Annotated in this window: 21 protein-coding genes and 1 pseudogene; 13 read left to right on the top strand and 9 right to left on the bottom strand. The window is 63.9% G+C overall.

The window, feature by feature from the left end; translation table 11 throughout:
- Positions 1 to 44: 44 nt before the first annotated feature.
- The 6 genes from CJU94_RS02160 to CJU94_RS02135 all read left to right on the top strand — a co-directional run bounded on the left by CJU94_RS02160 (position 45) and on the right by CJU94_RS02135 (position 8283).
- Positions 45 to 1184, top strand: coding sequence for a polysaccharide biosynthesis/export family protein (locus CJU94_RS02160; RefSeq protein ID WP_208645339.1), 1140 nt, complete (start codon positions 45 to 47; stop codon positions 1182 to 1184).
- Positions 1185 to 1233: 49 nt separating this feature from the next.
- Positions 1234 to 3468 carry a polysaccharide biosynthesis tyrosine autokinase gene (locus CJU94_RS02155; RefSeq protein ID WP_095417361.1) on the top strand — a complete coding sequence of 745 codons (2235 nt, stop codon included), beginning with the start codon at positions 1234 to 1236 and terminating at the stop codon, positions 3466 to 3468.
- Between the two features lie 84 nt (positions 3469 to 3552).
- The gene (gene gmd / locus CJU94_RS02150) at positions 3553 to 4671 is read left to right on the top strand and encodes a GDP-mannose 4,6-dehydratase (RefSeq protein ID WP_095417360.1); all 1119 of its coding nucleotides are present in this window, start codon (positions 3553 to 3555) and stop codon (positions 4669 to 4671) included.
- 6 nt (positions 4672 to 4677) lie between these two features.
- Positions 4678 to 5637 (top strand): GDP-L-fucose synthase family protein, encoded by a 960-nt coding sequence (locus tag CJU94_RS02145; RefSeq protein ID WP_095417359.1) that lies wholly within the window; start codon positions 4678 to 4680, stop codon positions 5635 to 5637.
- Positions 5638 to 5746: 109 nt separating this feature from the next.
- Complete coding sequence (locus tag CJU94_RS02140; protein ID WP_095417358.1) at positions 5747 to 6889, top strand: glycosyltransferase family 4 protein; 1143 nt, start codon at positions 5747 to 5749, stop codon at positions 6887 to 6889.
- Between the two features lie 59 nt (positions 6890 to 6948).
- Positions 6949 to 8283 (top strand): glycosyltransferase WbuB, encoded by a 1335-nt coding sequence (locus CJU94_RS02135; protein ID WP_095417357.1) that lies wholly within the window; start codon positions 6949 to 6951, stop codon positions 8281 to 8283.
- 31 nt (positions 8284 to 8314) lie between these two features.
- On the opposite strand, the gene CJU94_RS02130 is transcribed toward CJU94_RS02135, so the two are convergent.
- On the bottom strand, positions 8315 to 8815 hold the full coding sequence (locus CJU94_RS02130) for a hypothetical protein (protein ID WP_095417356.1): 501 nt from the start codon (positions 8813 to 8815) through the stop codon (positions 8315 to 8317).
- 185 nt (positions 8816 to 9000) lie between these two features.
- Between CJU94_RS02130 and CJU94_RS02125 the strand changes: the two genes are divergently transcribed.
- Together CJU94_RS02125 and CJU94_RS02120 are read left to right on the top strand one after the other, a co-directional pair.
- Positions 9001 to 9621, top strand: a complete 621-nt coding sequence (locus CJU94_RS02125; RefSeq protein WP_095417355.1) for a DapH/DapD/GlmU-related protein — start codon at positions 9001 to 9003, stop codon at positions 9619 to 9621.
- Between the two features lie 213 nt (positions 9622 to 9834).
- Entirely contained in the window at positions 9835 to 11574 is a 1740-nt protein-coding gene (locus CJU94_RS02120; protein WP_095417354.1) for an FAD-dependent oxidoreductase, read from the top strand.
- Between the two features lie 149 nt (positions 11575 to 11723).
- Here CJU94_RS02120 and CJU94_RS02115 read toward each other — a convergent pair whose 3' ends face one another.
- Positions 11724 to 12941 carry a glycosyltransferase gene (locus CJU94_RS02115; RefSeq protein WP_095417353.1) on the bottom strand — a complete coding sequence of 406 codons (1218 nt, stop codon included), beginning with the start codon at positions 12939 to 12941 and terminating at the stop codon, positions 11724 to 11726.
- Positions 12938 to 14431, bottom strand: coding sequence for an O-antigen ligase family protein (locus tag CJU94_RS02110; RefSeq protein WP_095417352.1), 1494 nt, complete (start codon positions 14429 to 14431; stop codon positions 12938 to 12940). Before CJU94_RS02110 ends, CJU94_RS02115 begins: the two co-directional genes overlap by 4 nt.
- Positions 14432 to 14774: 343 nt before the next feature.
- On the opposite strand from CJU94_RS02110, the gene CJU94_RS02105 reads away from it, so the two are divergent.
- Positions 14775 to 15929: an acyltransferase family protein gene (locus CJU94_RS02105; protein WP_095417351.1), complete on the top strand. Its 1155-nt coding sequence runs from the start codon at positions 14775 to 14777 to the stop codon at positions 15927 to 15929.
- Positions 15930 to 16067: 138 nt separating this feature from the next.
- Here CJU94_RS02105 and CJU94_RS02100 read toward each other — a convergent pair whose 3' ends face one another.
- On the bottom strand, positions 16068 to 17273 hold the full coding sequence (locus CJU94_RS02100; RefSeq protein ID WP_095417350.1) for a glycosyltransferase: 1206 nt from the start codon (positions 17271 to 17273) through the stop codon (positions 16068 to 16070).
- 324 nt (positions 17274 to 17597) lie between these two features.
- Between CJU94_RS02100 and CJU94_RS02095 the strand changes: the two genes are divergently transcribed.
- Together CJU94_RS02095 and CJU94_RS02090 are read left to right on the top strand one after the other, a co-directional pair.
- Positions 17598 to 18851, top strand: coding sequence for an oligosaccharide flippase family protein (locus tag CJU94_RS02095; protein WP_095417349.1), 1254 nt, complete (start codon positions 17598 to 17600; stop codon positions 18849 to 18851).
- Positions 18851 to 19924 (top strand): glycosyltransferase family 4 protein, encoded by a 1074-nt coding sequence (locus CJU94_RS02090; RefSeq protein ID WP_095417348.1) that lies wholly within the window; start codon positions 18851 to 18853, stop codon positions 19922 to 19924. The genes CJU94_RS02095 and CJU94_RS02090 overlap by 1 nt, the downstream gene beginning before the upstream one ends.
- A 64-nt stretch (positions 19925 to 19988) precedes the next feature.
- Here CJU94_RS02090 and CJU94_RS02085 read toward each other — a convergent pair whose 3' ends face one another.
- Positions 19989 to 20954, bottom strand: coding sequence for a hypothetical protein (locus CJU94_RS02085; RefSeq protein ID WP_244220906.1), 966 nt, complete (start codon positions 20952 to 20954; stop codon positions 19989 to 19991).
- Positions 20955 to 21192: 238 nt separating this feature from the next.
- The gene (locus CJU94_RS02080) at positions 21193 to 21795 is read right to left on the bottom strand and encodes a hypothetical protein (RefSeq protein WP_095417346.1); all 603 of its coding nucleotides are present in this window, start codon (positions 21793 to 21795) and stop codon (positions 21193 to 21195) included.
- Between the two features lie 342 nt (positions 21796 to 22137).
- Here CJU94_RS02080 and CJU94_RS40705 point away from each other — a divergent pair, with 342 nt between their 5' ends.
- Entirely contained in the window at positions 22138 to 22275 is a 138-nt protein-coding gene (locus CJU94_RS40705; protein ID WP_157763708.1) for a hypothetical protein, read from the top strand.
- A 100-nt stretch (positions 22276 to 22375) separates the two neighbouring features.
- Here the strand turns inward: CJU94_RS40705 and CJU94_RS02075 are convergent, their stop codons facing one another.
- Complete coding sequence (locus tag CJU94_RS02075) at positions 22376 to 22723, bottom strand: DUF6566 family protein (RefSeq protein ID WP_244220905.1); 348 nt, start codon at positions 22721 to 22723, stop codon at positions 22376 to 22378.
- Positions 22724 to 22984: 261 nt separating this feature from the next.
- Between CJU94_RS02075 and CJU94_RS02070 the strand changes: the two genes are divergently transcribed.
- On the top strand, positions 22985 to 23365 hold the full coding sequence (locus CJU94_RS02070; protein WP_095417345.1) for a TraR/DksA family transcriptional regulator: 381 nt from the start codon (positions 22985 to 22987) through the stop codon (positions 23363 to 23365).
- A 257-nt stretch (positions 23366 to 23622) separates the two neighbouring features.
- Here CJU94_RS02070 and CJU94_RS02065 read toward each other — a convergent pair whose 3' ends face one another.
- Positions 23623 to 24426, bottom strand: a complete 804-nt coding sequence (locus CJU94_RS02065) for a family 1 encapsulin nanocompartment shell protein (protein ID WP_095417344.1) — start codon at positions 24424 to 24426, stop codon at positions 23623 to 23625.
- Positions 24419 to 25477, bottom strand: a pseudogene (locus tag CJU94_RS02060) (Dyp-type peroxidase). The gene CJU94_RS02065 and the pseudogene CJU94_RS02060 overlap by 8 nt, the downstream one beginning before the upstream one ends.
- Positions 25478 to 25525 lie beyond the last annotated feature (48 nt).

The raw sequence follows: 25525 nt of genomic DNA, 5'->3' as shown, positions 1-25525 counted from the left end.
CTACCTCCCTTGAGGAAAACGCCGTGGCGCAAGGAGGAAACATCATGAGCTCGCTTGGTTTACGCACGGGAAGTCTCCTGGTTTTCGCTACTGCAGCACTGCTTTCCGGGTGCGGTATCGCACCGGGCCAGCGGATGATTACGCCTGCCGCAATTCAGGACACGGGCGGTGATTACAGTACCGAAGCGAACACGCAACAACAGATTCCGATCACCGACATCAACCTGACGTTGCTGCGCAAGATGAATCAGGCGCAGAGCACCGCGCCGCTCTCGCCGCAGATGGTCGCGCTGTTCGGCAAGCCCACCGCTTATAAGGTCGGCCCCGGCGACGTGTTGCAGATCGTCGTGTGGGATCACCCCGAACTCGCAGCCGCGCTCGGTCAGCCGGCCCAGAACTCGAAGACGACGGATGCCGCACCTGGCTTCCTGATCGATGAAAACGGCGATGTGCAGTTCCCGTACGCGGGCACCGTGCATGTGGCCGGCAAGGATGTCGCCTCGATCCAGAAGGAACTGTCGCGGCGTCTGAGCAAGGTGTATCAGAAGCCGGAAGTGACGGTGCGGGTCGCCTCGTTCCGCGCGGCGCAGGTGTATGTCGACGGCGAAGTGCGCACGCCCGGTGCCCAGTCGGTCAACGACATTCCGATGTCGCTGACCACCGCGATCAGCCTGAGCGGCGGTCTCAGCGCGAATGCCGATCGCAGCCGCGTGGTGTTGCTCCGCAACGGCGTGCCTTATCAGCTCAACATCGACGATCTGATCAAGCGCGGCCGCAATCCGTCGGATATCTACCTGCAACCGGGCGACGTGCTGCGCGTCGCCTCGCGTGAAGACAGCGGTGTCTACGTGATGGGCGAGGTCAACAAGCCGGCGACCATCCTGCCGATGCGCAACGGTTCGCTGACGCTTTCGCAAGCGATTTCCGACAGCGGCAGCTTCGACTCGAACACGGCCGCGGCACGCCAACTGTTCGTGATCCGTAACTCGACAAGCGAAAAACCCGAGGTCTATCACCTCGATGCGACTTCGCCGGTGTCGATGGTGCTCGCCAACCAGTTCGAGCTTCAGCCGAAGGACGTGGTGTACGTCGGTCAAGGCGGGCTGGTCCGCTTCAACCGTGTGCTGAACCTGCTGCTGCCGGCGATCAATGCGGCTGTAACGGGCGTCGTGCTCACGAAATAACCACCGTGCAACGTGATCTTGAACCGCCGGGCTTTGTTGGGTGAAGAAAATGGCAATCAACTTCGAAAACCGCTACACCGACGTGTCCGGACCGGACGAGCTTCATCTGTCGGACTATCTGCGTACGATCGTGCGAGGCTGGCGCACCATCGTGATGGTGACGCTGATCGCGCTCGCGCTGGGGTGCGCGTACGCTTTCCTCGCGCCGCCGACTTACCGCGCGGACGTTCTGTTCCACGTCGAAGACAAGACGGCCAATGCCAATGCGAACGGCAAGGATTCCTTGCCGCCGCTCACCGGCATGTTCGACACCAAGCCTTCGACGGCGGCCGAGATCGAGTTGCTCAAGTCGCGTCTCGTCACGGAAGAAACCGTCAAGAAACTGCACCTCGATATCACGGCCGGACCGCGCTATTTTCCGATCATCGGCGGAATGATCGCGGGGTTGGTGAACGGGCAATGGGGCTTCAAGTTGCCGCAGTTCATCAACCTGTCCGGCTATGCCTGGGGTGACGAGAGCATTTCGGTGTCGCAGTTCGACACGTCGAAGGAAATGTACGACACGACCTTCACGCTGGTGTCCGGCAATGACGGCTCGTACGTGTTGCGCGACAAGAACGGTATCGCGATTCTGTCGGGCAAAGTGGGCGAAACCGTGGCAACGGATACCGCGGACGGCCCGATCACGCTGCGCGTCGACAAGCTGGTCGGCCCCGCCGGCTCGCGTTTCGAATTGTCGCGCGCCTCGACCTTGAGCACGGTGGACCGCCTGCAGAAAGCGCTGGTGGTGCAGGAAACCACGCTGCAATCCGGCGTGATCCGTGCGAGCCTGGAAGGCGGCGACAGCGCGCTGACCGCGGCGATCGTCAACAGCATGGCGCGCGAATTCGTGCGTCAGGATGTGGAAAGCCGTTCGACCGAAGCCGAGCACATGCTGGCCTTCCTCGATCAGCAACTGCCGGGCTTGCGCAAGGAACTCGACGACGCCGAGCAACGCTACAACAAGTTCCGCAATACGCACGGCACGGTCGATCTGGGTGAGGAAAGCCGCCTGTTGCTGCAACAGATCGTCGATAACAAGACCAAGCTGATGGATCTGCAGCAGCAACGCGCGGAGATGTCGCAACGCTTCACGGCGAATCACCCGGCAGTGGCCGCGCTCGACGCGCAGATCGCCGCCTTGCAAGGCGCGGCGGCGAACATGAACCGCAGCGTGGCGGTCATGCCGGATACGGAGCAGACGGCATTGCGTCTGCTGCGCGACGTGCACGTCGACACGGAGCTGTACACCAATCTGCTGAACAGCGCGCAGCAGCTGCGCGTGGCCAAGGCGGGGCAGGTGGGCAGCGTGCGCGTGGTCGACTTCGCCGAAGCGCCTGACGAACCCGTGCGGCCGAAGCGCGTGATCGCGATCCTGATCGCGCTCGGCGGCGGCCTCGTGCTCGGCATCCTGCTGACCTTCTTCAAGCGCGCCATGTACGGCGGCGTGGAGCGGCCTGACGAACTCGAAGGCATGCTCGGCGTGCCGGTGTTCGCGGTGGTCCCGCGCAGCCAGACCCAGCTGAAGCTGCAGGAGAACGTCATGCTGCGCCGTCGCGGGCTGCATGTGCTGGCGCAGCAGGCGCCGGAAGACATCGCCGTGGAAGGCGTGCGCAATCTGCGCACGTCGCTGCAGCTCTCGCTCGATCACGCCGAGAACAACGTGGTGATGATCACCGGCTCGCGGCCCGATTCCGGCAAGTCGTTCCTCTCGGTGAATCTGGCGGCGCTGGTCGCGTCGGCGAACAAGCGCGTGCTGATCATCGACGGCGATATGCGGCGCGGCGACGTGCACTCGCATTTCGGTGTCGCGCATCAGCCGGGTCTCTCGGACGTGCTGAGCGGCGGCGATCTGAGCGCGATGATCCAGCGCGACGTGCTGCCGGGCCTCGACGTGCTCGCAAAGGGCACGCTGCCCTCGCATCCGGCCGAACTGCTGATGAGCAAGCGCTTCGAAACGATGCTCGAAGAGCTGAAGTCGCATTACGACCTCGTGATCGTCGATACGCCGCCGGTTCTGGCGGTGACCGACTCGACGCTGATCGGCAAGCACGCGGGCACGACGCTGCTGGTGGTGCGCCACGGCCGCCATCCGCTCAACGAGGTCGTCGAGACGGCCAAGCGGCTGCGCAACGGCGGCGTGCCGCTCAGAGGCGTGCTGCTGACCGACGTGCCGCAGGAAGGCGCGTTCCTCGGCTCGGGCTATCAGGGTGGTTACTACGGCTACGACAGTATTGCCGGTTGAGACGACGGCTGGCAGCTGGCGGTTCAACAGGATTCAACTGGGTTGCGGCATTGGGATTGCAAAGGTTAACGAGGAGAATGCTCCATGAAACGTAAGGTCGCGCTGATCACCGGCATCACAGGACAGGACGGATCGTATCTGGCGGAGTTGTTGCTCGCCAAGGATTACGACGTACACGGCATCAAACGCAGGTCATCCCTGTTCAATACGGACCGGATCGATCACCTGTACCGCGATCCTCACGATCCGGACCAGCGACTCTTCCTGCATCACGCGGACCTGACCGACTCGACCAGCCTTCTGCGCGTGATCCAGCGTGTCGAGCCCGACGAGATCTACAACCTCGCCGCGCAGAGCCACGTCGCGGTGTCGTTCGAGGAGCCCGAATACACCGCCAACGCGGACGGCCTCGGCGCGTTGCGGATTCTCGAAGCGATCCGGATTCTCGGGCTGCAGGAAAAGACCCGCTTCTATCAGGCCTCGACCTCGGAGCTGTACGGCCTCGTGCAACAGGTGCCGCAGTCGGAGACCACGCCGTTCTATCCGCGCAGCCCGTACGCGGTCGCCAAGCTGTTCGCGTACTGGACCACGGTCAATTATCGCGAGGCTTACGGTCTCTATGCGTGCAACGGGATTCTGTTCAACCACGAATCGCCGGTGCGCGGCGAGACGTTCGTGACGCGCAAGATCACGCGCGCCGTCGCGCGGATCGCGGTGGGCATGCAGAAGACCTTGTATCTCGGCAATCTGTCGGCGCTGCGCGATTGGGGCCATGCGCGCGATTACGTCGAGATGCAATGGCGCATGCTCCAGCAGGAGCAGCCGGAGGATTACGTGATCGCCACCGGCGTGCAGTACAGCGTGCGGCAGTTCGTGCAGCACGCGGCCGCCGAGCTCGGCGTCACCGTGCGCTTCGAAGGCAGCGGCGTGGAGGAAATCGGCATTGTCGAGAAGGTGGAAGGGCGCGAGATCAAGATGTCGCCGGGCGACGTGATCGTGCGCGTCGATCCGCGCTACTTCCGGCCCGCCGAGGTCGAGACGCTGCTCGGCGATCCGTCGAAGGCGCATGCGAAGCTCGGCTGGCAGCCGACCACCTCGTTCGCCTCGCTGGTCAAGGAAATGGTGCGCTCGGACTATCAGATTGCACGACGTGACGCGCTCGTCACGCTGGCCGGATTCACGGCGCTGGAACATCACGAGTAACTTGCGATGAACAAACAAGCACGTATTTTCGTCGCGGGACACCGTGGCATGGTCGGCTCCGCGCTGGTCAGGCGTCTTGCCGCCGAGGGGTATCCGAACGTGATCACCCGCTCGCGCCGGGAGCTCGACCTCACGGATCAGGCGGCCGTGAACCGTTTCTTCGAAAGCGAACAGATCGACGTGGTGCTACTCGCGGCGGCGCGCGTGGGCGGCATTCTCGCGAACGCGACGCGGCCGGGTGAGTTCATTTATGAAAATCTGGTGATCGAAACCAACGTGATTCACGCGGCGTATCGCGCCAAGGTCGAGCGGCTGGTGTTCTTCGGTTCGTCGTGCATTTATCCGAAGCAATGCCCGCAGCCCATCCGCGAGGAGTATCTGCTGAGCTCGCCGCTGGAACCGACCAACGACGCCTATGCGATCGCGAAGATTGCCGGCGTCAAGCTGTGCGAAGCCTATAACCGCGAGTACAACACGCAGTACGTCGCGTTGATGCCGACCAATCTGTACGGCCCGAACGACAACTACGACCTGAATAGCAGCCACGTGTTGCCGGCGCTTCTGCGCAAGGCGCACGAAGCGAAGCTGAACGGCGACGCCACGCTGTCCGTGTGGGGTTCGGGCACGCCGCGCCGCGAGTTTTTGCATGTCGACGACCTGGCCGCGGCCACGCTGTTCGTGCTCGAACACGACGTGACGGTAGGCCTGTTCAATGTCGGCGTGGGCGAGGACCTGTCGATTCGCGAGCTGGCCGAATGCATCTGCAAGGTGGTCGGCTTCGATGGTGAACTCGTGTTCGACGCCTCGAAACCCGATGGCACGCCGCGCAAGCTGCTCGACGTCTCCCGCCTCGCGCAAATGGGGTGGCGCGCAACGATCGGGCTGGAGGAGGGGATCGCTTCCACCTATCGGAACTTTGTCGAATCCCATGCCGGTTCGACACCCGCTGCCGCCGTCGAGGCATAGGCGCGCGGGGTGCCGCGTCGGCGCGGCTTTGGAGTGAACAGCTGGGGACGCTGTGCGTGCGCAGAACGCGCCATGCACGCAGGACGATTTTTCGAGGAGTGGCATAAAAATGACAGCGTCAGTCACGATCTTTCACAACGTCGTGTGGTCGCGCCACAAGGGTGTCGTGTTTTCCGCCTTGCATAACATTTCGGCTTCCGGAGCGATTCGCTATTCGATGGTGCAGATCGCCGATACGGAGCACGACCGCGTCGGGTTTTCCGACGTCGACTATTCGTTTCACCGCTATCCGATGCAAAAGCTGTTCGACGGCTGCTACGAAGACGTGCCGACCATGAAGCTGATCGTGCGGCTCACGTGGGAGGTCTTGCGCACCAAGTCGGACCTGATCGTGCTGCCGGGCTATCACCGCCCGGAATACTGGGCGATGCTCGCGGCTTGCATCGTGACCGGCAAGCGGCGCGCGGTGTTCTGCGATTCGACCGCGCGCGACCGGCCCAAGAAGCTGCTCACGTCGATTCCGAAGCGGGTATTTTTCTCGCTGTGCGACGGCTATTTCGGCTTCGGCGAGCGCAGCCGCGAGTATCTGCTGTCGCTCGGCGCAAAGCGCGACAAGATTTTCGTGCCGTGTCAGGCGGCAGCGTTGCCGGGCTCGTTCTCTCCGGAACGGGCGCTGGTCGAACGGGTCGCCGCGCGCGCCGGTAATCCGCCCGTGTTTCTGTTCGTGGGACGTCTGTCCGAAGAAAAAGGCATCGGCACGCTGATCGAGGCGCTGGCCGGATTGCGGCGCCGGGTTCCGGCCGCGAAGCTGCGCATAGTCGGCACCGGCCCGATGCGCGAAGCACTGCATGCGAAGGTGGCAGAGCTCGAACTCGGCGACGCGGTGACGTTCGTCGGCAGTCTGCAGGACGAGCCGCTTACGCGGGAGTATTACGGCGCCACCTGCATGGTGTTGCCGAGCTACAGCGAACCATGGGGACTGGTGGTGAACGAAGCGCTCGCGCACGGTTGCCCGGCGGTGGTCAGCGAGAGTTGCGGCTGCGTACCGGAACTGGTGGTCGACGGGGTGAGCGGCTACGCGTTTACCGCGGGCGATGTCGCCGGGCTGCAGCGCACCATGCTCAAGGCAATGGAAGCGTTCGCCGATGCGGGCGGCACCGCGCGCCGGTGCATGGATGTGATTCGCCGGTTCGATCCGCCTTCCGCGGCTGCCAATATCGCCCGCGGCTGCGCGTTGATGTTGAGCGACTAGGCCGGCCCCCGCCCAGTCACTTCGCGCGTACGACGCCCTAACTCGTTCTGGCAGTCACAATGAAGATACTGATCTACGGCATCAACTATGCGCCTGAACTGACGGGGGTGGGCAAGTACACGGCGGAAATGGCCGTGCTGCTGGCCAACCGCGGCCATGACGTGCGGGTGGTGTGCGCGCCGCCGTACTACCCGGAGTGGCGTGTTGCAGAGGGCTATGCGTCGTGGCGATACCAGCACGAGACGCGCGACGGGGTGGCGATCTGGCGTGCTCCACTGTGGGTGCCGGCGCGTCCGAGCGGCCTGAAGCGCATGCTGCATCTGGCGACCTTCGCGGCGACTTCGCTGCCGCTGCTTGCATGGCAGGCGCTGTGGCGTCCTCACGCGGTCATGTTGATTGCACCGACCTTGATGTGCGCACCGGCCGCGCTGATGCTCGCACGCATCACGCGCGCGAGTGCATGGCTGCATATTCAGGACTACGAGGTCGATGCGGCGTTCGATCTGGGTCTGCTGAAAAGCCCACGAGCGGCCCGCGCGGCACGCTGGATCGAAAGCGCGTTGCTGCGGCGCTTCGATGCGGTGTCGTCGATCACGCGGCAGATGAGCGCGCGCGCGACGACCAAGGGCGTCGCTTCGTCGCGAGTGGTCTGCCTGCCGAATTGGGTCGACGTGTCGGCCATTTTTCCGCTTGCCCGGCCGAGCGAATTCCGGCAGCTACTCGGTATTCCGGACGAACAGAAAGTGATTCTGTATTCCGGCAACATGGGCGCGAAGCAGGGCATCGAAACGCTCGCCGATGCGGCGGTCGCGCTGGCCGCCCGCCAGGATCTCACTTTCGTGTTCTGCGGCAGCGGCGCCGCCAAAGATAATCTGCTCGAACGCTGCGCCGGCTTGACCAATTGCGTGTTCATGCCGCTGCAGCCGGTGGAGCGCCTGAACGAACTGCTCAATCTCGCCGATATTCACGTGCTGCCTCAACGCGGCGACGCGGCGGATCTCGTCATGCCGTCCAAGCTCACCGGGATGTTCGCGAGCGGCCGCGCGACCATCGCGATGGCGCGCCGTGGCACGGCGCTCTACGAAGCCGTGGCGCCCCGCGGCGTGGTCGTGCCGCCGGACAACGTCAAAGCGCTGGCGGCGGCGATCACGGTGCTCGCCGGCGACGCGGACCGGCGCGCGGCGCTCGGCAAAGCCGCGCGCAATTATGCGGAGCGCGCGCTCTCGCCGGAGTCGACGATTCGCACCTTCGAGGAACGGCTCGCGGTGCTGTTGCGTAAGTTGGGAGGCAAACCTTCGAAAGGCGCGGCAGGCGCTGCCGGTTCGCGGCCTTCAGGCGCCGCGAACCGGCGGCGACCCAAACCGGCCACGGCGGAGGAAGCCGCGCCGGATTGATCCGGCACGCGGCCTCATCATGAAGCTGATGTCACCACGGAGAGCGGTACACGCCGTGCTTGCCCGCGGAGTAGGGATCGGCGTAGGTGGTTTTCGCGGTGCCGTCGGCGGCCAGCGCCGCGTTAGCCTGATTCGGGCGGCCGGGCTGACCCGCTGCCTGCACCTGGCCATTGGCCGCGGCCGGCGCCTTGCGCTGGCCCTTGCCGAGCGCTGGTTTCGCGCCCTGGCCGCCGCCCAGCACGGTCATGCGCTGCGTGTCGAGCAGCGCGGCGCGTTGGGCGTCGTCGGTATTGCCTTGCACATTGTCCTTGCCGTATGGGTTCGGGGAGCCGAGCAATGCCTTCTCGCTGTCGCGATGCGCGGCGCGCCGGTTGGCGGGAAGCTGGGCGTTGACACCGTAGCCGTTGACCGCGGTTGCGGCGGGCGCGGGCGCGGCGCGATCGGGTGCGGCGTTTTGCGCGAACGCCGGCACCGCGCACGATGCGATCGCAAGAAACATCCAGGTAGCCGTGTGTCGAAGCGAGGTGGTCATCTTGTTCCCCAGAGAGATGCGGTCGGGATGCAGCTATCGTGCGCCAACCCGTACGCGTGTAGCCGCCAAAACGCTTGCCGGCACGGCCACAACGCAAAGTCGCGCAAGGTGCCGCAACATAATGTAAAGAATTTGCCTGGCATGCCTGCGTATGTTTACCACTATTCGTGGTTCGGAGAAAGCTGATGGGTAACGTTGCGGACGATCCACATATCGGGCGCATGCCGCAGGCCGCCGGGTCGCGCGAAGACGGTCGCGTCATCGAGCTGGCTCAGGCCGGCAAAGGAAACTATCAGGCGGGGCGCGGCGCGTTGATCGAACTCATCTGGTTCGTGCTGGAAGCCTGTGTGATCAACAACAAACTGCTGCCGTTCTCGGGTGTGCGCGTTGCGTTGCTGCGTCTGTTCGGCGCGAAAATCGGCACAGGTTGCCGGTTCGTGCATCCGGTGCGGGTCAAGGCGCCCTGGAATCTCGAGGTGGGCGACAACTGCTGGTTCGGTGTCGATGTCTGGATCTACAACCAGACGCTGATTCGCATCGGCTCGAACGTGTGCATTTCTCAAGGCACATTCCTCACCGCCGGCTCTCACGACATGAGCACCACGATGGATCTGCACGTTGCGCCGATCATCATCGAGGACGGCGTGTGGATCACTTCCAAATGCGTGGTGCAAATGGGCGTGACGATCGGCCGTTCGGCGGTCGTGACGCCATTGTCCGTCGTGCATCGTTCGCTCGAACCCGAAGGCGTGTATGGCGGCAATCCGTGCCGTTTTATCAGGAAACGGTTCGACTCCGTGACCTGAACCACAGACTTAGAACCACAGCGTTCGTACGCTGAGGAGGCCGAGGTCGCAATACCGGGATGTGCATTGCCGCAATGAGGTTGTCGCGCGATCTGACGCGCGGCGGCACTCATGCAGCACCCCGGTTGCGACGTTTGCGTGGCACGGCTGCCAGCGTTGGCCGGCGACCCGTGACGCGCTCAAAAAATGCGTGACGAAGATGGGGAGTAACGGATGTTCATCGATACGCGTACTGTTGAACAAAACACGGTTGTTGAAACGACGGTCTGCATCATCGGCGCAGGCGTCGCGGGGATCACGCTCGCGCTCGAAATGTCGAGGGCCGGTATCGATGCCTGCGTGCTCGAAAGCGGTGGCTTCGGACCGGACGACGCGACCCGCGATCTGTATCGCGGCGAGAACATCGGGCTTCCCTATACGTTCGCGGACGGCTCGCGCAGCCGCTATTTCGGCGGCAGCAGCAACTGCTGGGGCGGCTGGTGCCGCCCGCTCGATCCCTGGGACTTCGAAAAGCGCGACTGGATCGCGCACAGCGGCTGGCCGTTCGGCCTCGACGAGCTGGCGCCCTACTATGCGCGCACGCATGAACTGCTGAAACTCGGCCCGCAGAACTTCGACCCCGCTTACTGGGAGCGCGAGATCGGACGCCAGGATGTGCGCCGTCTGCCGCTCGCGACCGGCGATATGCGCGATACCGTCGCGCAGTTCAGCCCGCCGGTGCGTTTCGGCAAGACGTATCGCGAGGAGCTGTCGCGCTCGGCGAAAGTGCGCGTGTTCCTCCATGCGAACGTGCTCAATATCGACGCGGATGCCCAGGGCACGTCCATTTCCAGGGTGAAGGTGGGCACGATCAGCGGCCGCCGGATCTCGGTGACCGCGAGGATTTTCGTGCTCGCCACCGGCGGCATCGAAAACGCGCGCCTGCTGCTCGCGTCGAATAATGTGCAGGCCGCCGGTCTTGGCAATGCCAACGATCTGGTCGGCCGCTACTTCATGGATCATCCGCGGATGATGTCGGGCAAGGTGCGCTTCCGTCCGGGTATCGCGCGCAACAAGCTGTACGACATCAAGTATCACTACCAGAACGCGGCGGTGTCGGCGCACGGCACGAAGATCTCGTCCCAGTTCGCGCCGAAGCAGGAGTGGATGGAGCGCGAGAAGCTGCTCAATTCGCGCGTCTGGCTCTACTCGAAATGGTACGGCGAAGGCAGTGCCGGTTCCGAGGCGTTGATCCGCTTCAAGGAAGCGCTGATGGGCAAGGACCAGCCGGGCCGCAGCCTGAAGCGCGACATTGAGACCATGATCGCGCACCCGTTGCACACCGTCGGCTTCGGCCTGACGCGGCTGTTGCAATGGCCCGCGCTGATCACGGACGTGACGTTGCAGGCGATCGTCGAAGCGGTGCCCGATCCGGATAGCCGTGTGACCTTGTCGGCCGACAAGCGCGACCACTTCGGCATGCCGCGCGTGCGGGTGGAGTGGCGCCTGGGCGAACAGGTGCAGCGCACTTTCGACAAGACGTTCCAGTTGCTCGCGCAGGAATTGCAGTTGGCCAACGTCGCCGACGTCACGCTCGATGAGCCGCTCGAAGGCCGTACGTGGCCGGCGAAACTGGAAGGCACGTGGCATCACATGGGTACGACGCGCATGCACGATTCGCCGCGCGAGGGCGTGGTCGATCGCGATTGCAAGGTGCACGGGATGAGCAATCTGTACATTGGCGGCAGCTCGGTGTTTCCGACCGTCGGCGCCAACTTTCCGACCATCACGATTGCGGCGCTGTCGCTGCGCCTTGCCGGTCATCTGAAGCGGCAACTCGATCTGCCGGATCTCGTCGGCAATACCCGGGCCGACGCCGCGAACAGCGCCAGCATGCCGCTGCAGTCACCGTCTCAGGTCGACACGCTGCCGATCGCGGCTTCGACCCTGACGCCGTTGATGAAGGAGCAGTGAGCGCGTAACGAAGACGGGCGAAGCTGGCGCGCTTGGGGCGCGCCAGCTTCGGGCCGGGTAGAGAGGTTGTCAGGTCGTGACGCGTGACGGCGTGAGCTTGTGCGCGCGTGTGGCGCGCGCCGCGCGCCATGGGTGAGCCGTGCCGCGCGTCAGCGGGTTTGCTGGGTTGCTTCGCGCAGCGTGGTAAGCGTGGTGCTGTCTCGCGCGTTTTCGTGGCGGCCCTTGGACTCGAGCAGCGCGGTCAGCGCGCTGACCATGGTCTCGACCCGGAAGCGCGCTTCGAATGTGCGGCGTGCCTGCGCGCGCATCGCCTCGCGTGACGCGTTGTCCAGTTCGAGCCAGCGCACCAGATTCTGTTCCGTGCCGTCGACGGTATCCGCGGCCACCAGTCCCGCGCCGTCCGCTTCGATCTCGCGCCACACGTTGACCTTGTCGGAGATCAGCGCCGGCAGCCCGCAGCCGAGCGCCTCGGCGACCGCCACGCCGAAGTTCTCCTGATGCGACGGCAGGATAAACACGTCGCTCGCATGAAAAGCGCCCCACTTCAGGTCGCCTTGCAGCATGCCCGGCAGGCTCACGCGATGGGCGACACCGGCCGCTTGCGCCTGGGTGCGCAGCGTCGTGGCCCAACCGGTTTCGTCCGGACCGGCGATCACGAGGTGCAACGTCTGGTCGCGGCTGGCAATACGCGCGAACGCGTCGATCAGCAGATCGCAGCCTTTTTTCGCATGCACGCGGCCGAGAAACAGCACGATGCGCTTGCCGCGCAAGCTGGGTATGGCCTGCAGGAACGCTTCGCGCAGCGGCGCCGCTTCGAGTTGCGGCACCGTCGTGCCGAACGGCACGATGCGTTCATGTGCCCGGTACAGCCAGAACGACTGGCGCGCCCGCGTGCGTTCTTCTTCCGTCGTGAAGATGACGGCGCGCGCATCGCGCAACACGCGGTACTCAGCCCATGGCCAGTACAGCCACTTCTTCAGATGCTTGAGCGGGTAGGCCTCCTTGAACCACGGGTCCAGCATGCCGTGCACATACACGTAGTACGGCACCTCGCTCCTGTGCAGCACTTTCCATGCGGCGAAGCCGTGGTATTGCCACAAACCATGAACGATTACCGCGTCGAAGCGCTTCGCGTTGGCGGCGAGCCACGGTACGAGGCGCTCGCTGAAGCTATAGCGGCCCCTCGTCGGCCCGAACGCATGGACCGGGAACGGGAAAGCCGCGAGGTAAGCCTCGCTGGGCGCATCGCAGGTCGCCACTTCGATCTCGTGTCCGGCTTCCTGCATGGCCACGCCGCTGCGGCGAACGCCTTCAACCGGACCGCCGGCGCGTGGGTCGACGCTTGCAAGGAGGTGGAGAATTTTCATCGGATGATATCGGGTTGGTTGGGACGGTGCCCGGGCGGCGTGTGCGGGACGAGGGCGCCTAACTGGCTGGCGTCGCGACTCGTGTTGGCCGTGCTCGACACGCCGAGCGTGGACGGGAGATCAGCGCGGCCCATGCCGGGCTGAATCCGGCCGGGCAACGGGGGCATCGCTTCCGGGCGCACGGACGGCGGCCGGCGCAAGCGCCGCGCGCGCGCCGGCAGCGCGCGCTGCAAACGCGCGTGCGTGGCGATCATCAAGCCGAGCGCGACGCCGAATATCAGCCCCGAAAAACGCGGCCCGAGCGGATTGCCGCCAATCGAGGTGGCCGGTAACGCGGCAAACAGCATGATGGCGCGCCCCAGCACCGGCAACATGGGTGCATCGGGCACGACGGCGCGCCAGTATCGATACGAGAAGAAGCAGATTGCCAGCGCCGCGAGCGTGACCAGCGGCATGGCGAGGCCGAACAGCAGGCCGCCCGCGAAGAACTGATAGACCCAGAAGTTGTGCCCCGCAGCCCATTCATTGATCGCGTAAAAGTCTTTCTCGCTGATCTGGCCCGCGAGATCCGGCAGATAGACCGGCGAGTAGCGATAGTAATGGCCGTAGCCTTCGCCGAACCACAATGACGCCGGATCCGCCGTCACCTGATCGTACTGGTCGCGCATTTCAGCAAGGCGCGTAACGGTGGTCGGATCCTTGCCGGAGCGGGTTTCCTCGGAAACGAAAATGCGCTGCGCCCAGTGCTCGGCGACGGTCGGGAAACTGATAGCCGCGACGCCGGCCACCCCGGCGAGCACGGCGCCGATGATGAGCGTGCGGCTCATGGCGCGCCAGATATGCCGGATCGACGGCGCGCTCAGCCCCATCGCAATGAAGAACAGCAGTACCGTGCCGACCATCGCGCTGCGGGTCACGCTCAACAGTTCGATGACGACGCTCAGCGCGAACACCGAGACGGTGAACCACGAAAAACGCTTTGCCACGACGAATTCGTGCAGCAACACGCCTTGCAAACCCAGCAATGTCACGGAGAGGATGCGAAAGCGCACGTCGTCGAGACCACCACCGGTCGCCATCCCGTAGACCATGGTGAACACGAGGCTGATGACGTTGGCGACGAACAGGGCTTTCTCGAACTGGGCGATGCGAAATTCGCTCCACGGGCGGCACGCCACCAGATAGCCCAGCATGAAGAGGACGAACGGCAGCAGCACTCGCAGATAGTTGCCGGTATCGTTATCCTGAACCAGTTGCGCGACGATGCTGCCGAACACGCACAGCATCATGCTCCACGTGACGGCCGAGCGCAGCCGCGAGCGCTCGTGAAAGCGCGGCGCGATGAGAAGCAGGGCAATTCCCGCGGCGATCGCCGGAAGGACGAAGATGAACTGCGCGAAGTGGCCCGTATTCGCGTCGGTCGCCTTATAGTCGAACGCTAGCGGCAGCAGAAAAAACCATATCCAGGGCGTTGCATACTGATGGCGCATTACCGATTTCCTCCCCGTCGCCTCGTTCCGCCGTCGTCTATAGCGGACGGTCTCGCATCGGGTTATTTTGAAGGAATCCCTACGCCTGTTAGTTGGCTGGGCCGCATTCGTCGAACATTGCCTGGGTTCTGGCGTCGGTGGAAAGCGCACGCTCTGCAAGACGCGCGCAACCTTGCGCATGTTGTCGGCCAATGCCTTGAAGTTGGCGCGCACGCACGCTTGCCGACACCGAAGATGCAAAAAGGGCCGTGCGCCCGTGAAAGACGACAGCAACCATCTTGCATGGGACCAGAGTACGGCTAAGGCGCTAAAGCACCAACTCTGGCCGACAGGGGAGAACAACATGAAATTATTCGGCGGGGCGGGACCCACAACGGCCGGGCGGGCGGTCGAACTGGACTTCGTGCGCGGCATCGCCATCATCATGGTGATGGGTTTTCACTTTCATGCTGTTCACACCGGTAATTACCTCATCCAGATTATTGAGTACCCGCTGAAGAGTTTCGGCCGCGAAGGCGTGAACCTGTTCTTCACGCTCAGCGGCTTTCTGGTGGGCGGCCTGCTGCTCAGACAGTACGCCGAGACCGGCCATGTGGACGCACGGCGATTTATCGTCCGGCGGATTTTCCGCATCTGGCCCGCGTATTACGTGCTGATCATCTTTCATGTGCTGGCCGGACGCCACCCGTGGAATACCTTCCTGATCCAGAACCTGACCCATTTGCAGAACTATCTGGGCACGTCGATTACGCAGACGTGGAGTCTTGCCGTCGAAGAACACTTTTATCTGGTGCTGCCCGCGCTTCTGCTTCTGTTCGCGCGCTGGCGCCTCGGTGCGTGGACGATCGTCGGCGTGCTCACAGGCATCTGCGCGGTGGTGCTCACCGCCCGATGCTTCGCCGTGGCGGGCGGCAACCTCGAAGGGGCGTTCGCGTACACGCAGTACCGTATCGACAGTTTGCTGGTCGGCGTGATTCTTTCCGCTATCTACTGGATGAAGCCCGGCGTCTACCATCAACTCGCGAAGCGCAAATGGCTGCTGATCTTCAGCGTCGTCCTGCTGTGCGCGTGGCTCGCCCTCGCAACCAGGCATCTCGCACTGGATGAAAGCATCGGCTACACGATCCAGGCGATCGGATTCGCCGCATTGATCGTGCTGGTGCTGGAGTATTCCGGGTCGCTGCGCAAGTCGTGGCTCTATCGCGGCGTGGCCTGGATCGGCCTGTATTCGTACGGTATTTACCTGTGGCATTCGCTGGCGCTCGCGCCCGGCGACATGCTGATTCGCAAAGCGACCGCGATGGGCCTCGCGCCGAGCCTCATCTGGTTTGTCGCCCTCGCGGCACAGTTTGCGATCGCGATTACGATCGGCTACGTCACCACGCGTGCGATCGAGTATCCGTTCCTGCTGATGCGCAACGCGCTGTTCCCGGAAAAGCGCAGTAGTTCGGTGCGGGAGCAGGTGCCCGCCGCCGCGGCGGGTGGGCAGTTGTCCTGATGAGGGAGACATGCGGCCGGTTACGCGCGTAGCCGGCCGCTTAACCGACCAAACCGACGCCAAACCGACGCCACATGCGCCGAGGCGTCCATCTGATGATGGACGCCTCGCGTCGTTTCTGGGAAGTGTGCCGCGCAGTCAGGCCATCTGTTGCAGCAGGGTCTGCTTGAACTGCCCGAGCGTATGCCGGGACAACAGATCTTCCCGCGCGGCTGGCACGGCTTCGGGCGCGTGCGGCCACGAGGTCATCGTCTCGGTGATCGCGCGGCCGATCGATGCGGAACTCAGGTCGCTCAGGATCGGCCCCAATTCGCAACGCCGGCTGAACCAGCCGATCAAACCGTCTTCGGTCGCAATCACGGGTTTGCCGAAGCGGTACGCCTGCACCAGCACGCCGCTCATGCCGTAGTGCCCCTTGTAGCCGAGCCAGACCGCGTCGCATGCGGAGAACAGGTCGCGCTCCATATCGTTGGAGATGAAAGCGTCGAGCACCACCGGCGCGGGCTTCAGGCTGCGCACATGATTGCGCATGAAGTGACGTGTGCCGGCGTCCTGCTCGCCGGCGACGATCAGCGTGGGCGCATGCTCGAGACGCGTCAACGCATGCACCAGTTCGTAGATGCCCTTGCGCTCCGTGATCGCGCCGTACACCAGCAGATAGCGCTGCTCGGAATCCAGCCCCAGACGCTGGCGGGCCAGCGCGGGGTTTTCCGCCTGTTCATCGGGAAACGGGTCGGCCACATAGGCAATGGCTGCGCTGTGTTTCGGTGCACTGCGCGCCGCCCATTCCGGCAGCGTGGGGTCGATCGTCAGCAGCGTGCGCAGGCCGGTGGTGCGGATCGCGCGCTTGAAGAGCTGCGCCTTGATCGCATTGACGACCGGACGATCGGGAGCCTTGATGCCAACCTTGTGGTGATGGAACGTCGCGCGCATCGTGATGCCGATCCACGGCGTGTCGCCGAACGGCGAGCCGAGAAACGGCAGCGAATAAAAGAAGTAATCGACATAGGGCACGACCACCAGACGAATAGCCTGCATGCGGCTGATGATCGCGTGCACGCGCTTGAAATAGCGGTGAAAGCGCCAGTATTCGTTCGGATCGCGCAGGCGGCCGCGCGGCCGCTCTTCGGGATCGACAAAGGCGATCTGCTGATCCGGGCGGTTGGCGGCGGTGATCTGCCGCGCGAGCCGGTGATCTTCGTTGGCGCATTCGGTGACGAGCATGCACGGATAGCCGGCCTCCGCGCAGGCCTGCATGGTCCACTCGACGTATCGCCAGCGGTGCCCCGTGAGATTCGGTTCCACAATCAGGACATAGTCTTGTTCCATCGCGTCGGTAACCATTACGTTGGGTGAAAAATTGCTCGCGCGCCTGTTCCCGCATGGCGCCGGCTGACCAACGTTAGCACCGCCGGAATGCGCGGAACCACTAATTTGACCCGCTTTGTGGGTAAACGTACTAGGGGGCGTTGGTAGCGGCGGAACTGGCCTAGCTGATGGCGGTTGTCGGCGATTCTCTCGCGGTAAGGTCGTGCATGGAATTCGTTTAAAAACTTCGCCAGCTTGCTGGTGCTACTAACTAATTATGCGCCGGCGGCGTTCGCAGCGATGCGTGAAATCGCTGTGCGTGGCCGATTCACCGGCGCTGTGATTCGACGGAGAAATAGCTTGCGGGCGATCAGGCTTCCGGCGTTCTCGATGGCGGGCAGCTTCGGCGCGAGTGCGGCGACGTGGGTCCTGCTGCAACAGTTCGCCGTGCGTGGACTTGTAGCGGTCAAATTTCTTGCGATTGGGCGGATGCTCGGACCGGCGGCGATCGGTAGCGTGAGCGTGGCTCTGCTCGCGGTGGCGATTGCCGAGGCGCTGTCCGATACCGGACTCGCACAGGCGGTCATTCAAGGCGAACATCCGCCGTCGCGCTCGCAACTCGGCGCGCTATGGACGACATTGACGGCGCGAGGCGTGCTCATCTCGCTGTTGCTGGTCGCGCTCGCCCCGTTGTTGAGCAACCAGTTCCATCTGAACGGCTCACTCGTGCTGATCCAGCTCGCGGCACTGCTGCCGTTGCTGCGCGGTCTGGCGTCGCCCGCCTATTACGTGGTGCAGCGCGAGCGGCGCTTCCAGCACATCGCCGGGGTGGAAGTGGCGGCGGCGTTCGTCGATTGCTCGGTCGGGCTCCTGCTCGCGTATTTCGGCGCCGGCGCGGCCTCCGTGCTGCTCGGCCTCGTGGCGGGCGAAAGTCTGAAAAGCACGCTGACCTGGGCGACCATGAAGCCGCGCCCGCCGATCCGCGCCGTGTGGTCGGGCATCGGCCACTATGTCGGGTTCAGCCGCTGGATCTGGGCGAGCAGTGTGATCAATCTGCTGCTCAACCAGTTCGACAAGGTCGTGGTCGGCAAGCTGCTCGGACCGGCCCAACTGGGCAGCTATCAGATGTCGTCGCGGCTCGCGCAGATGCTGCTCGCGGACGCCGCGATCGCCATGTCGCAATACCTTTTTCCCACTTTCGCGGCGCACTACCGGCGCAATCCGCAGTCGGCGTCGCGCGTCATCAAGATCTACCTGCTGGTGATCGCGATCGGGCTCGCGGCCTTCGTCGCGTTGCTGAGGCTGATCGCCGAGCCGCTCTTCTCACTGGTTCTCGGCGCGGCGTGGTTGCCGGCGGTGCCGCTTTTCAGGATCCTCGTGATCAATATGGCGATCGGTGCGTTGATCGCGGTCCTCGTGGCTTATCTGCGCGCGGTGGGCGATGCGAAAGCGACCGTGCACGCATCGGCGATCCAGGTGGTGGTGTTGCTGTTGAGCGCGCCTCCCGCCGTTCACTGGTGGGGCGTAACCGGCATTGCGTGGTCCATGACGCTCGGCCTCGGCTGCGCCGCGGCGTGGATGCTGTTCCGGACTTTGACGGCCAGGACCTCATGATGCGCGTCTTTCATCTGGTTCTTGCGCCGCGGTTATCGGGAGCCGAAGTGCTGGCCAAGGACCTCGCGCTCGACCAGTGCGCCGAGGGCATGGCAGTGTGTGTGGCGTCGCTGTTGCCGGCGCACGCCGAGTTCGCGCCCTTGCAGGACGACTTGCAGCGGCACGGCGTGCAGTGCGTGTTTCCGCGGCGGCGGCACCGTGCGCTCGTCAAGCTGTGCCATCTGTTCGCCGCCGTGCGGCGCTTTCGTCCGGATGTGATTTTTGCGCATGCGACCATTCCGTCGTTTTATGCGCGCGCGTTGCCGCTGCGTGTCCCGGTGGTCTACGTCATGCATTCGGCAACCAACGATTTCGAGCGCCCGCTGTTCAGACGCGTCGAGCATGTTCTCTCGGGACGCGCCCGGGTGGTGATCGGCGTGTCCGAGCAAGGCGTGACGGACTACGTGCAGGCCATCGGGCCGCATCCGTCGATGACCGTGGTGCCGAACGGTGTGGACCTGGAGCGCTTTTCGTTTACCGACGGCGTGGAGCGCACCGGCCGCGCGCCGCAAGTGGTGCAGATAGGCCGATACGCGGCGGTGAAGGATCAACTGGCGACGGTGCGGGCTTTCAGCGAAGTGCTCCGGCAGGGGAAAGACGCACGTCTGGTGTTGTACGGTGTGGTTGAAGATCCCGACTATCAGCGTGCGGTCATCGCGCTGGCGCAGACCCTGGGAATTGCCGAGCGCGTCGTGGTGGCGGGCCCGCGCTCCGATGTCGCCGCGGTGCTGTCGGAGTCGAACGTCTTCGTCATGCCGTCGCAATCCGAGGCGCACAGTGTGGCTTTTCTCGAGGCGCTGGCCTCCGGCGTGCCGATCGTGGCGAGCAGGATTCCGGCCTTCGCGTTCGCGAACGGCTTTCCGGGGGTTCAACTGATCGATACCAGCAATGTGCAGGGCTATGCCGAGGCCGTGATCGCCGCGCTAGGGCAGGAGCGGGCGCAACGCTCGCTGACTGGCTTGACGCTTAGGGATACCGCGGACCGCTACCGCGCGATTGCGCGTCAGGTGAGTCTTGCCGTGTCGACACGCTAGAGGGCGCCGCCCTCGAGTGCTCGTCGACGTGGGTTCATGTGCTGCACGGAGCGGAGCGCGCCCATCAGTGATGGCTGGTCAGGTCGCGCGTGTCGGGTACGGACTCGGGGACGGGCTCGGCGGCCGGCGGAATCTGGAGCTCGGTTTCGCGTTGCGCGAGCGTCACGAGACGCTGGGCTTCCTTGCTGCTCGAATCGATCTGCAGCGCCGTACCCGCATTGTGCGAGACGCACGTCCATCGCGCGATATATCCGCAGCCTCGCGCGAGGCTCAGCAGCGCATCGCGCTGCTGTTCCCGCGCGCTCAGTGTCGAGCGCATATTCAACGCGTCGCGATTATCGGGTTGCGCGGCGATCGCTGCCGCAAGGCGCGCTCTGGTCGCCGATAGATTGTTCTCCTGCAGATTGGCACGCGCGGCTCTGAGGTGCCGGGACACATCGGGGCGCACCTTATCCGGAGGCTTGCCTGACTGGCCGCCTGGATCGCGTGTCGCGCCGGGCTGGACGGAGGCGACGCGGCCAGCAAGCGGCGGCGCGGCGGCCGGCGGCGGCGCTGGCGGCGCACGCACGGGCGCGGGCCGCAGGGCGGCGACGGTCGTGGGCTTCTGTGCGGCCACGGTCACCGCGGGCGGCTGCGGGGCAGCGGCAGCGGCCTTCTGCGCAGGCATCGCCGTGGGTTTCTGAGGGGCGGCGGGCACCGACCGCTGAGCGAACACGGCCGCGGGCTTCTGAGGCATGACGGCAAGCGGCGCGGCATGTTGTGTCTGCACCTTGCCGGAAACCGCGATTGGCGTGCCGCCATCCGAGTCGTTGCTATGAATGAAGCCGAGGTACACCGCCGATGTCACCACCAGCGCCGACGCGCTCAGCACGAGGGGCTGGCGCAGTCGTTGATAGATGGGCACCGCGACGACGGGTTCCTCGACGAACTCATAGCGGTTGACCAGCGCGCGTGAAGACGGACTCCAGATCCTGCGCGCCGGCAGCCGGCTGTCGACCAGCGGCAGCGGATCGTCCAGTGGCTCGTTCAACGGGACTTGCAGGGGAGAACGCGGCGCGGCGCGCGCGGGGAGCGACTCGACCGCCCGCTGATGACACGAAGGACAGGGCGCGAAGCGACCGCTTAGCGGGACACCACAGTGCCCGCATCGGGAAGGATCGTCATGATCGGAAGTGAAGTCGCTAAGCATCGCCGTGTCGCAAAGGGGCGTCGAATGCTGGCGCCACAATCAGAAAAACAAGGCACCGTAACGAGGCTTGCAAGCAAGGTTACTGTGCGACGACGTAACCCTTGGCTTGCATGCACGCGCCATACGCGGCCCAATATTGTGTCATTGGCGGCTCCGGTGCCGGCAGGGGCGGCAGCTTCACGCCGGATGCCGCCGCCACTTGCGCCGCGCTCGCAGCCGCCGTTTCCGAGGCGCCGCTCTCCGCGCTTGTCATGGACGCCATCGACGTCGCCGATCCCGCCGTGGTCGTGGTGCCTGCCGGCGGGGCGCTCGCCGCACCGGGCGCTGAGCCTTTGGCCGTCGCCGCCGTGGTCGCGGCGGCCACGCTCGCGCCCGTGGCGGTTGCCGCAGCCGGCATGCTCGCGCCAATCGGCGCGCTCGAGAAGCTGCTGCCGGGCAATGGCGGCCGTGACGGCACGCCGGTCGACGAGGTCTTGGTGGCAGGCGGCTTACGCGGCGGGATCTGCGGTTCCCGGGTGATGTTGACCTTGGTCTGCTTGTTGGCCGCCGCGTAGCACAGCGCAGTATCGACACTGCGCTGGTAAGGGCCTTGACTTCGAATCGGATAGGTGAGTGGCTGCCATGCGAAGGCAGCACTGCTAAACAGGACTAGCGTCAGTACGGTATATGTTTTGATTTGCATCGCAGTCGCTCCCGCAGCGATGTTTAGCCTCTCGTAGGCAATCGCGCTTCGCGGTATGTTCTGATAGCTGCTGGTTCTGCCGCTGAACGGCGGCTCACTGCCGCGAAGGCTGCTTTCCTGAGCGTAACACCGTGTATTGTCGACGTAATACACTGTCATAGCGCGCGAAACCGCCATCCTGCAGTCGAATCAAGCCACATTAAACGGGAAGAAGGAAAAGTCAGGGGAATCCCTGGGCGTGGCGGATGCAACCGTGAGAGGGCGTTGCTTGACGGCGCAGGCATCTGACGCCGCAGTTGATCATCGCGGGAACAGGGGAAGGGACATCTGAAGGAAGGCCGAATGCATCAGCGCTACAAACTCCTCAGCCTCGCGCTCGAGCCAGAATTCACCGGCATGGTCAAAGCGAATCTGAGTGAGAAGACATGTCGACTGATCTTCGAGCAAGTCGGCGGAGATATGTCCACGCTCACCGCGTGAGAACTGGTGAGCCGGCCGCGGCAGGTTTGATCCCGCTTGCCCGGTGCTCCGTTGCCATACTCAATCACCCGGCCGGGGACGATGCCCGTGCCTGCCGGATCTATGTACCGGGTTTGGCGCCGCGCGATTCCTCGACGTCGCGGAACCAGTGTTCCGCGCGGGAGCGCTCAGCAACGTCGGAATGAGGCGGCTGCGCATTCAACTCATGATCGACGAAGCGTGATCCCCATTCGACCCCGTCCCTGATGGCTTCCTCTTCGGTTAACCACTCGGGTTGGATCGTCATCGGGCGGTCATAGACTGGCGTTCCCGTGCCGCGACTTACGCTGACACTTGCCACCCAGGCGCCGCGTTCGTTAGTTTCAGGCCGCACGACGATCTCAAACTCGCCGTAAGAAACTGTGCATGCTGGCATCATTTTCCCCTTTGCAGCGTTCGTGATCGGCATTCGCCCTCATTCAGCGCGCGCTTCTCTCAAGAGGTCATCATGCCGCAATTCCCTGACCTGGACAGCAGGATATTCAACGCGAGCAGTCAATCTGCGCGCGTAGGGGGGCGATCGCCATCATTGGAGAAGCCGCGCTTCACTTGGCCATGACTTGCTCGTAGACTTTCAGACGAGAAGACGAACGGCCTCGCATTTCAAGAGTTAAATGGGTAACGCTTCACGCTACCGCGTGTAACGCGAATCAACGCAAGGGAGAGCATCATGGCGGCGCAACAGGGTGAGTTGGATGAGGCGTTCATCGCGCAGCAGCGTGAGCGCCTCGAGGCGCTTCGCCGGGAATTGCTGGGCGGCGAGGAAACTACGCTCGCCGACGAGCAGGCAGCGCAGGAGCAGCATGGCGACGAGGCGGAGGAGTTCGAGGATGAAGCGCAGTCAATGGCCCAGAGGGAAGTCAATCAGGCGTTGCGTGACGTGAACGACCAGCGCATCGCCGACATTGAACGCGCGTTGCAGAAGATCAAGGATGGCACCTACGGTATTTCCGACGAGAGTGGCCTGCCGATACCGAGAGCAAGGCTCGAAGTCACGCCCGAGGCTATTTTCACAGTTGAGGAGCAGAGCCGCCGCGAGTCCGGCAAGTGACGGCTCCCCTTCGATACTTGTCGGGCCGATCCGCCGATGCCCATGATCGGAAAATCCAGCATGTCCTGCTTCGCCCGCATGGACGCGGGCGGCTGGTCGATCACGTATGTGGCGACAGCTCGCGAGGCGTGCGAGATTCTGGGCCCGCAACGATGATCGGTGTCGAAGCACCTGTCTGGGTCCGCTTGCAGCATGATTGAATGCCGGAACAGTCGAGCATGCAGTCGAGCGAGACCGTTAGCGAAGCATCGATCCGTTCACTCCGCTTGCGTGACTGAAACCGATGCTTCGCTCGTCAACATTAAAAACGTCAGCGTTTCGCGCAGATAGAGACGCACCACGGTGTCCGTATGACTCGTGTAGCCGATCGACAGGTCTTCGCCGAGGTGTAACTCGAAGTCGCCGCCACGAGCGGACAGCACGCTGCCACCGGCGAGCGCGGGCGCCCAGATGATGTCGCCGTTCACAATCCGCTTGATGTGCTCGATAACCGGATAACCCTGGTCGCGTGCCTCGCCCAATGCCGTGTACGCATCGGCGCCGAGCAGCACGGAATAGGGACCGTCCACACCGGCAAGCCGCAACTGTTCGAGCGCGTTACTGATGGCGTTCGGATAGTCACTCACCGCGGCCGGCAACGCAAGCGGCGGGTTCGACGAACCTTCGCGAATCCCGCCGATGCCCGCCGCCTGATAGCCGTCGAAGATCGCTCGATCTTCGGCGTAGGCGAGTTGCTTTGCCGCTTCTTTCGCGGGCTGCCAGTCGGCATCTTTCGCGCCGCGCACGACGCTGTCGATCGCCTCGCGCTGCAGTTCGAACGGCACGGTCAGCTCGACGAGGCTTTTGATCTCGGACAACTTGGCCACGACGCCCTGCTGCGGCGCGGTGATCGCGATCTGATGCCCCGTGCCGACACCCGACAGTTCCGTTCCGCCCGGGCCTTTGACGTCGACTACGCGACGGCCGGCAACACTGCGCCTGAAAGTGCGCGCCACTTCGTCTTCGATCTGCGACCAGGCGGCACGGGAGATTGGGGCGAGCTCGCGATGCAGGTTATTCATATTGAGAAATTCCCTTGAGAGAGCCGATGTTCAACGAACCGCCTTGATGCGGTTCTGCGGAAGAAGCCGTGTCGGGTTGCTGCTCGACACCGGCAGCGGCCGCTTGTGGATCACGGTCTGCCAGTTCCTCGAGCAAGGTCGCCGATGGGACGAAGAAGAGGCCGCCCGTCACCGCGCGGCTATAGTCGAGCAAGCGGTCGTAATTGCCCGGCGGCCGGCCGACGAACATGTTTTCCAGCATCTGCTCGATCGGCGCAGGCGAGCGTGCATAACCGATGAAGTAGGTGCCGAACTCGCCCGAACCGGGCCTGCCGAACGGCATGTTGTCGCGCAGTATCTTCACTTCCTTGCCGTTCTCGGTGAGGGTGGTGAGCGAGCTATGCGAGCACGACGGTTTCACCGCTTCATCGAGTTCAATATCGGACAACTTCGTGCGGCCGATAATGCGTTCCTGAGTCTCCACCGAAAGCGCATTCCAGCCCGTCATGTCGTGCAGGTACTTCTGCACGACAACATAGCTGCCGCCGGCGAACTCCGGATCCTCGTCACCGATCAGGGTGAATTCATCAGCGGCGCGACCCGTCGGATTTTCCGTGCCGTCGACGAAGCCCACCATGGCGCGCATATCGAAGTAGCGAAAGCCGTGAACTTCGTCGACCACGGTCACCGCGTCGCCGAGTGCCCCCAGCAGCTACGTGGCGAGTTCGAAGCACAGATCCATGTGGTCGGCGCGAATATGCAGCAGGATGTGCCCCGGCGTGCCTGGCGCCTGGCGTTCGCCTGAGCCGACTTCCCGAAACGGGTGCAGGGAGGCGGGGCGGGGAGCGCCGAACAGTGTGTCCCACGCGTCGGAGGCGAAGGCGCACACGCACGATAGATTGCCGGCGGGGACCCGCTTGCCGACCGAGCGCACGAGGGCGGCGATGTCGCCACACCATGCACGCACCTTTTCTGCCGGATCGGGGCCGGCTTCGAGCGTCGCGACGATAAAGATCGCGCTACGGGTGACGTCGTTATGAATGGCTTGCGGCTCTGGGGTGTCTTTGGGCATCGGATTGGGTGTGAATAGATCGTTGCGAATTCCGACAGCAGTACAGCG

It is taken from the genome of Paraburkholderia aromaticivorans (genome assembly GCF_002278075.1).
In the GTDB taxonomy this organism is placed as follows: Bacteria; Pseudomonadota; Gammaproteobacteria; order Burkholderiales; family Burkholderiaceae; genus Paraburkholderia; species Paraburkholderia aromaticivorans.
Note: the sequence above shows the minus strand (reverse complement) of the source record. Positions and strands in the feature narration are given on the sequence as shown.

What these genes read in the sequence shown, in the direction of transcription:
- gmd (WP_095417360.1), top strand. Translation starts at nt 3,553, where the DNA reads ATGAAACGTAAGGTCGCGCTGATCACCGGCATCACAGGACAGGACGGA.
- CJU94_RS02110 (WP_095417352.1), bottom strand. Translation starts at nt 14,431, where the DNA reads ATGCGCCATCAGTATGCAACGCCCTGGATATGGTTTTTTCTGCTGCCG.
- CJU94_RS02120 (WP_095417354.1), top strand. Translation starts at nt 9,835, where the DNA reads ATGTTCATCGATACGCGTACTGTTGAACAAAACACGGTTGTTGAAACG.
- CJU94_RS02155 (WP_095417361.1), top strand. Translation starts at nt 1,234, where the DNA reads ATGGCAATCAACTTCGAAAACCGCTACACCGACGTGTCCGGACCGGAC.
- CJU94_RS02130 (WP_095417356.1), bottom strand. Translation starts at nt 8,815, where the DNA reads ATGACCACCTCGCTTCGACACACGGCTACCTGGATGTTTCTTGCGATC.
- CJU94_RS02135 (WP_095417357.1), top strand. Translation starts at nt 6,949, where the DNA reads ATGAAGATACTGATCTACGGCATCAACTATGCGCCTGAACTGACGGGG.
- CJU94_RS02160 (WP_208645339.1), top strand. Translation starts at nt 45, where the DNA reads ATGAGCTCGCTTGGTTTACGCACGGGAAGTCTCCTGGTTTTCGCTACT.
- CJU94_RS02070 (WP_095417345.1), top strand. Translation starts at nt 22,985, where the DNA reads ATGGCGGCGCAACAGGGTGAGTTGGATGAGGCGTTCATCGCGCAGCAG.
- CJU94_RS02125 (WP_095417355.1), top strand. Translation starts at nt 9,001, where the DNA reads ATGGGTAACGTTGCGGACGATCCACATATCGGGCGCATGCCGCAGGCC.
- CJU94_RS02145 (WP_095417359.1), top strand. Translation starts at nt 4,678, where the DNA reads ATGAACAAACAAGCACGTATTTTCGTCGCGGGACACCGTGGCATGGTC.
- CJU94_RS40705 (WP_157763708.1), top strand. Translation starts at nt 22,138, where the DNA reads ATGCATCAGCGCTACAAACTCCTCAGCCTCGCGCTCGAGCCAGAATTC.
- CJU94_RS02100 (WP_095417350.1), bottom strand. Translation starts at nt 17,273, where the DNA reads ATGGTTACCGACGCGATGGAACAAGACTATGTCCTGATTGTGGAACCG.
- CJU94_RS02080 (WP_095417346.1), bottom strand. Translation starts at nt 21,795, where the DNA reads ATGCAAATCAAAACATATACCGTACTGACGCTAGTCCTGTTTAGCAGT.
- CJU94_RS02065 (WP_095417344.1), bottom strand. Translation starts at nt 24,426, where the DNA reads ATGAATAACCTGCATCGCGAGCTCGCCCCAATCTCCCGTGCCGCCTGG.
- CJU94_RS02075 (WP_244220905.1), bottom strand. Translation starts at nt 22,723, where the DNA reads ATGCCGATCACGAACGCTGCAAAGGGGAAAATGATGCCAGCATGCACA.
- CJU94_RS02140 (WP_095417358.1), top strand. Translation starts at nt 5,747, where the DNA reads ATGACAGCGTCAGTCACGATCTTTCACAACGTCGTGTGGTCGCGCCAC.
- CJU94_RS02090 (WP_095417348.1), top strand. Translation starts at nt 18,851, where the DNA reads ATGCGCGTCTTTCATCTGGTTCTTGCGCCGCGGTTATCGGGAGCCGAA.
- CJU94_RS02115 (WP_095417353.1), bottom strand. Translation starts at nt 12,941, where the DNA reads ATGAAAATTCTCCACCTCCTTGCAAGCGTCGACCCACGCGCCGGCGGT.
- CJU94_RS02105 (WP_095417351.1), top strand. Translation starts at nt 14,775, where the DNA reads ATGAAATTATTCGGCGGGGCGGGACCCACAACGGCCGGGCGGGCGGTC.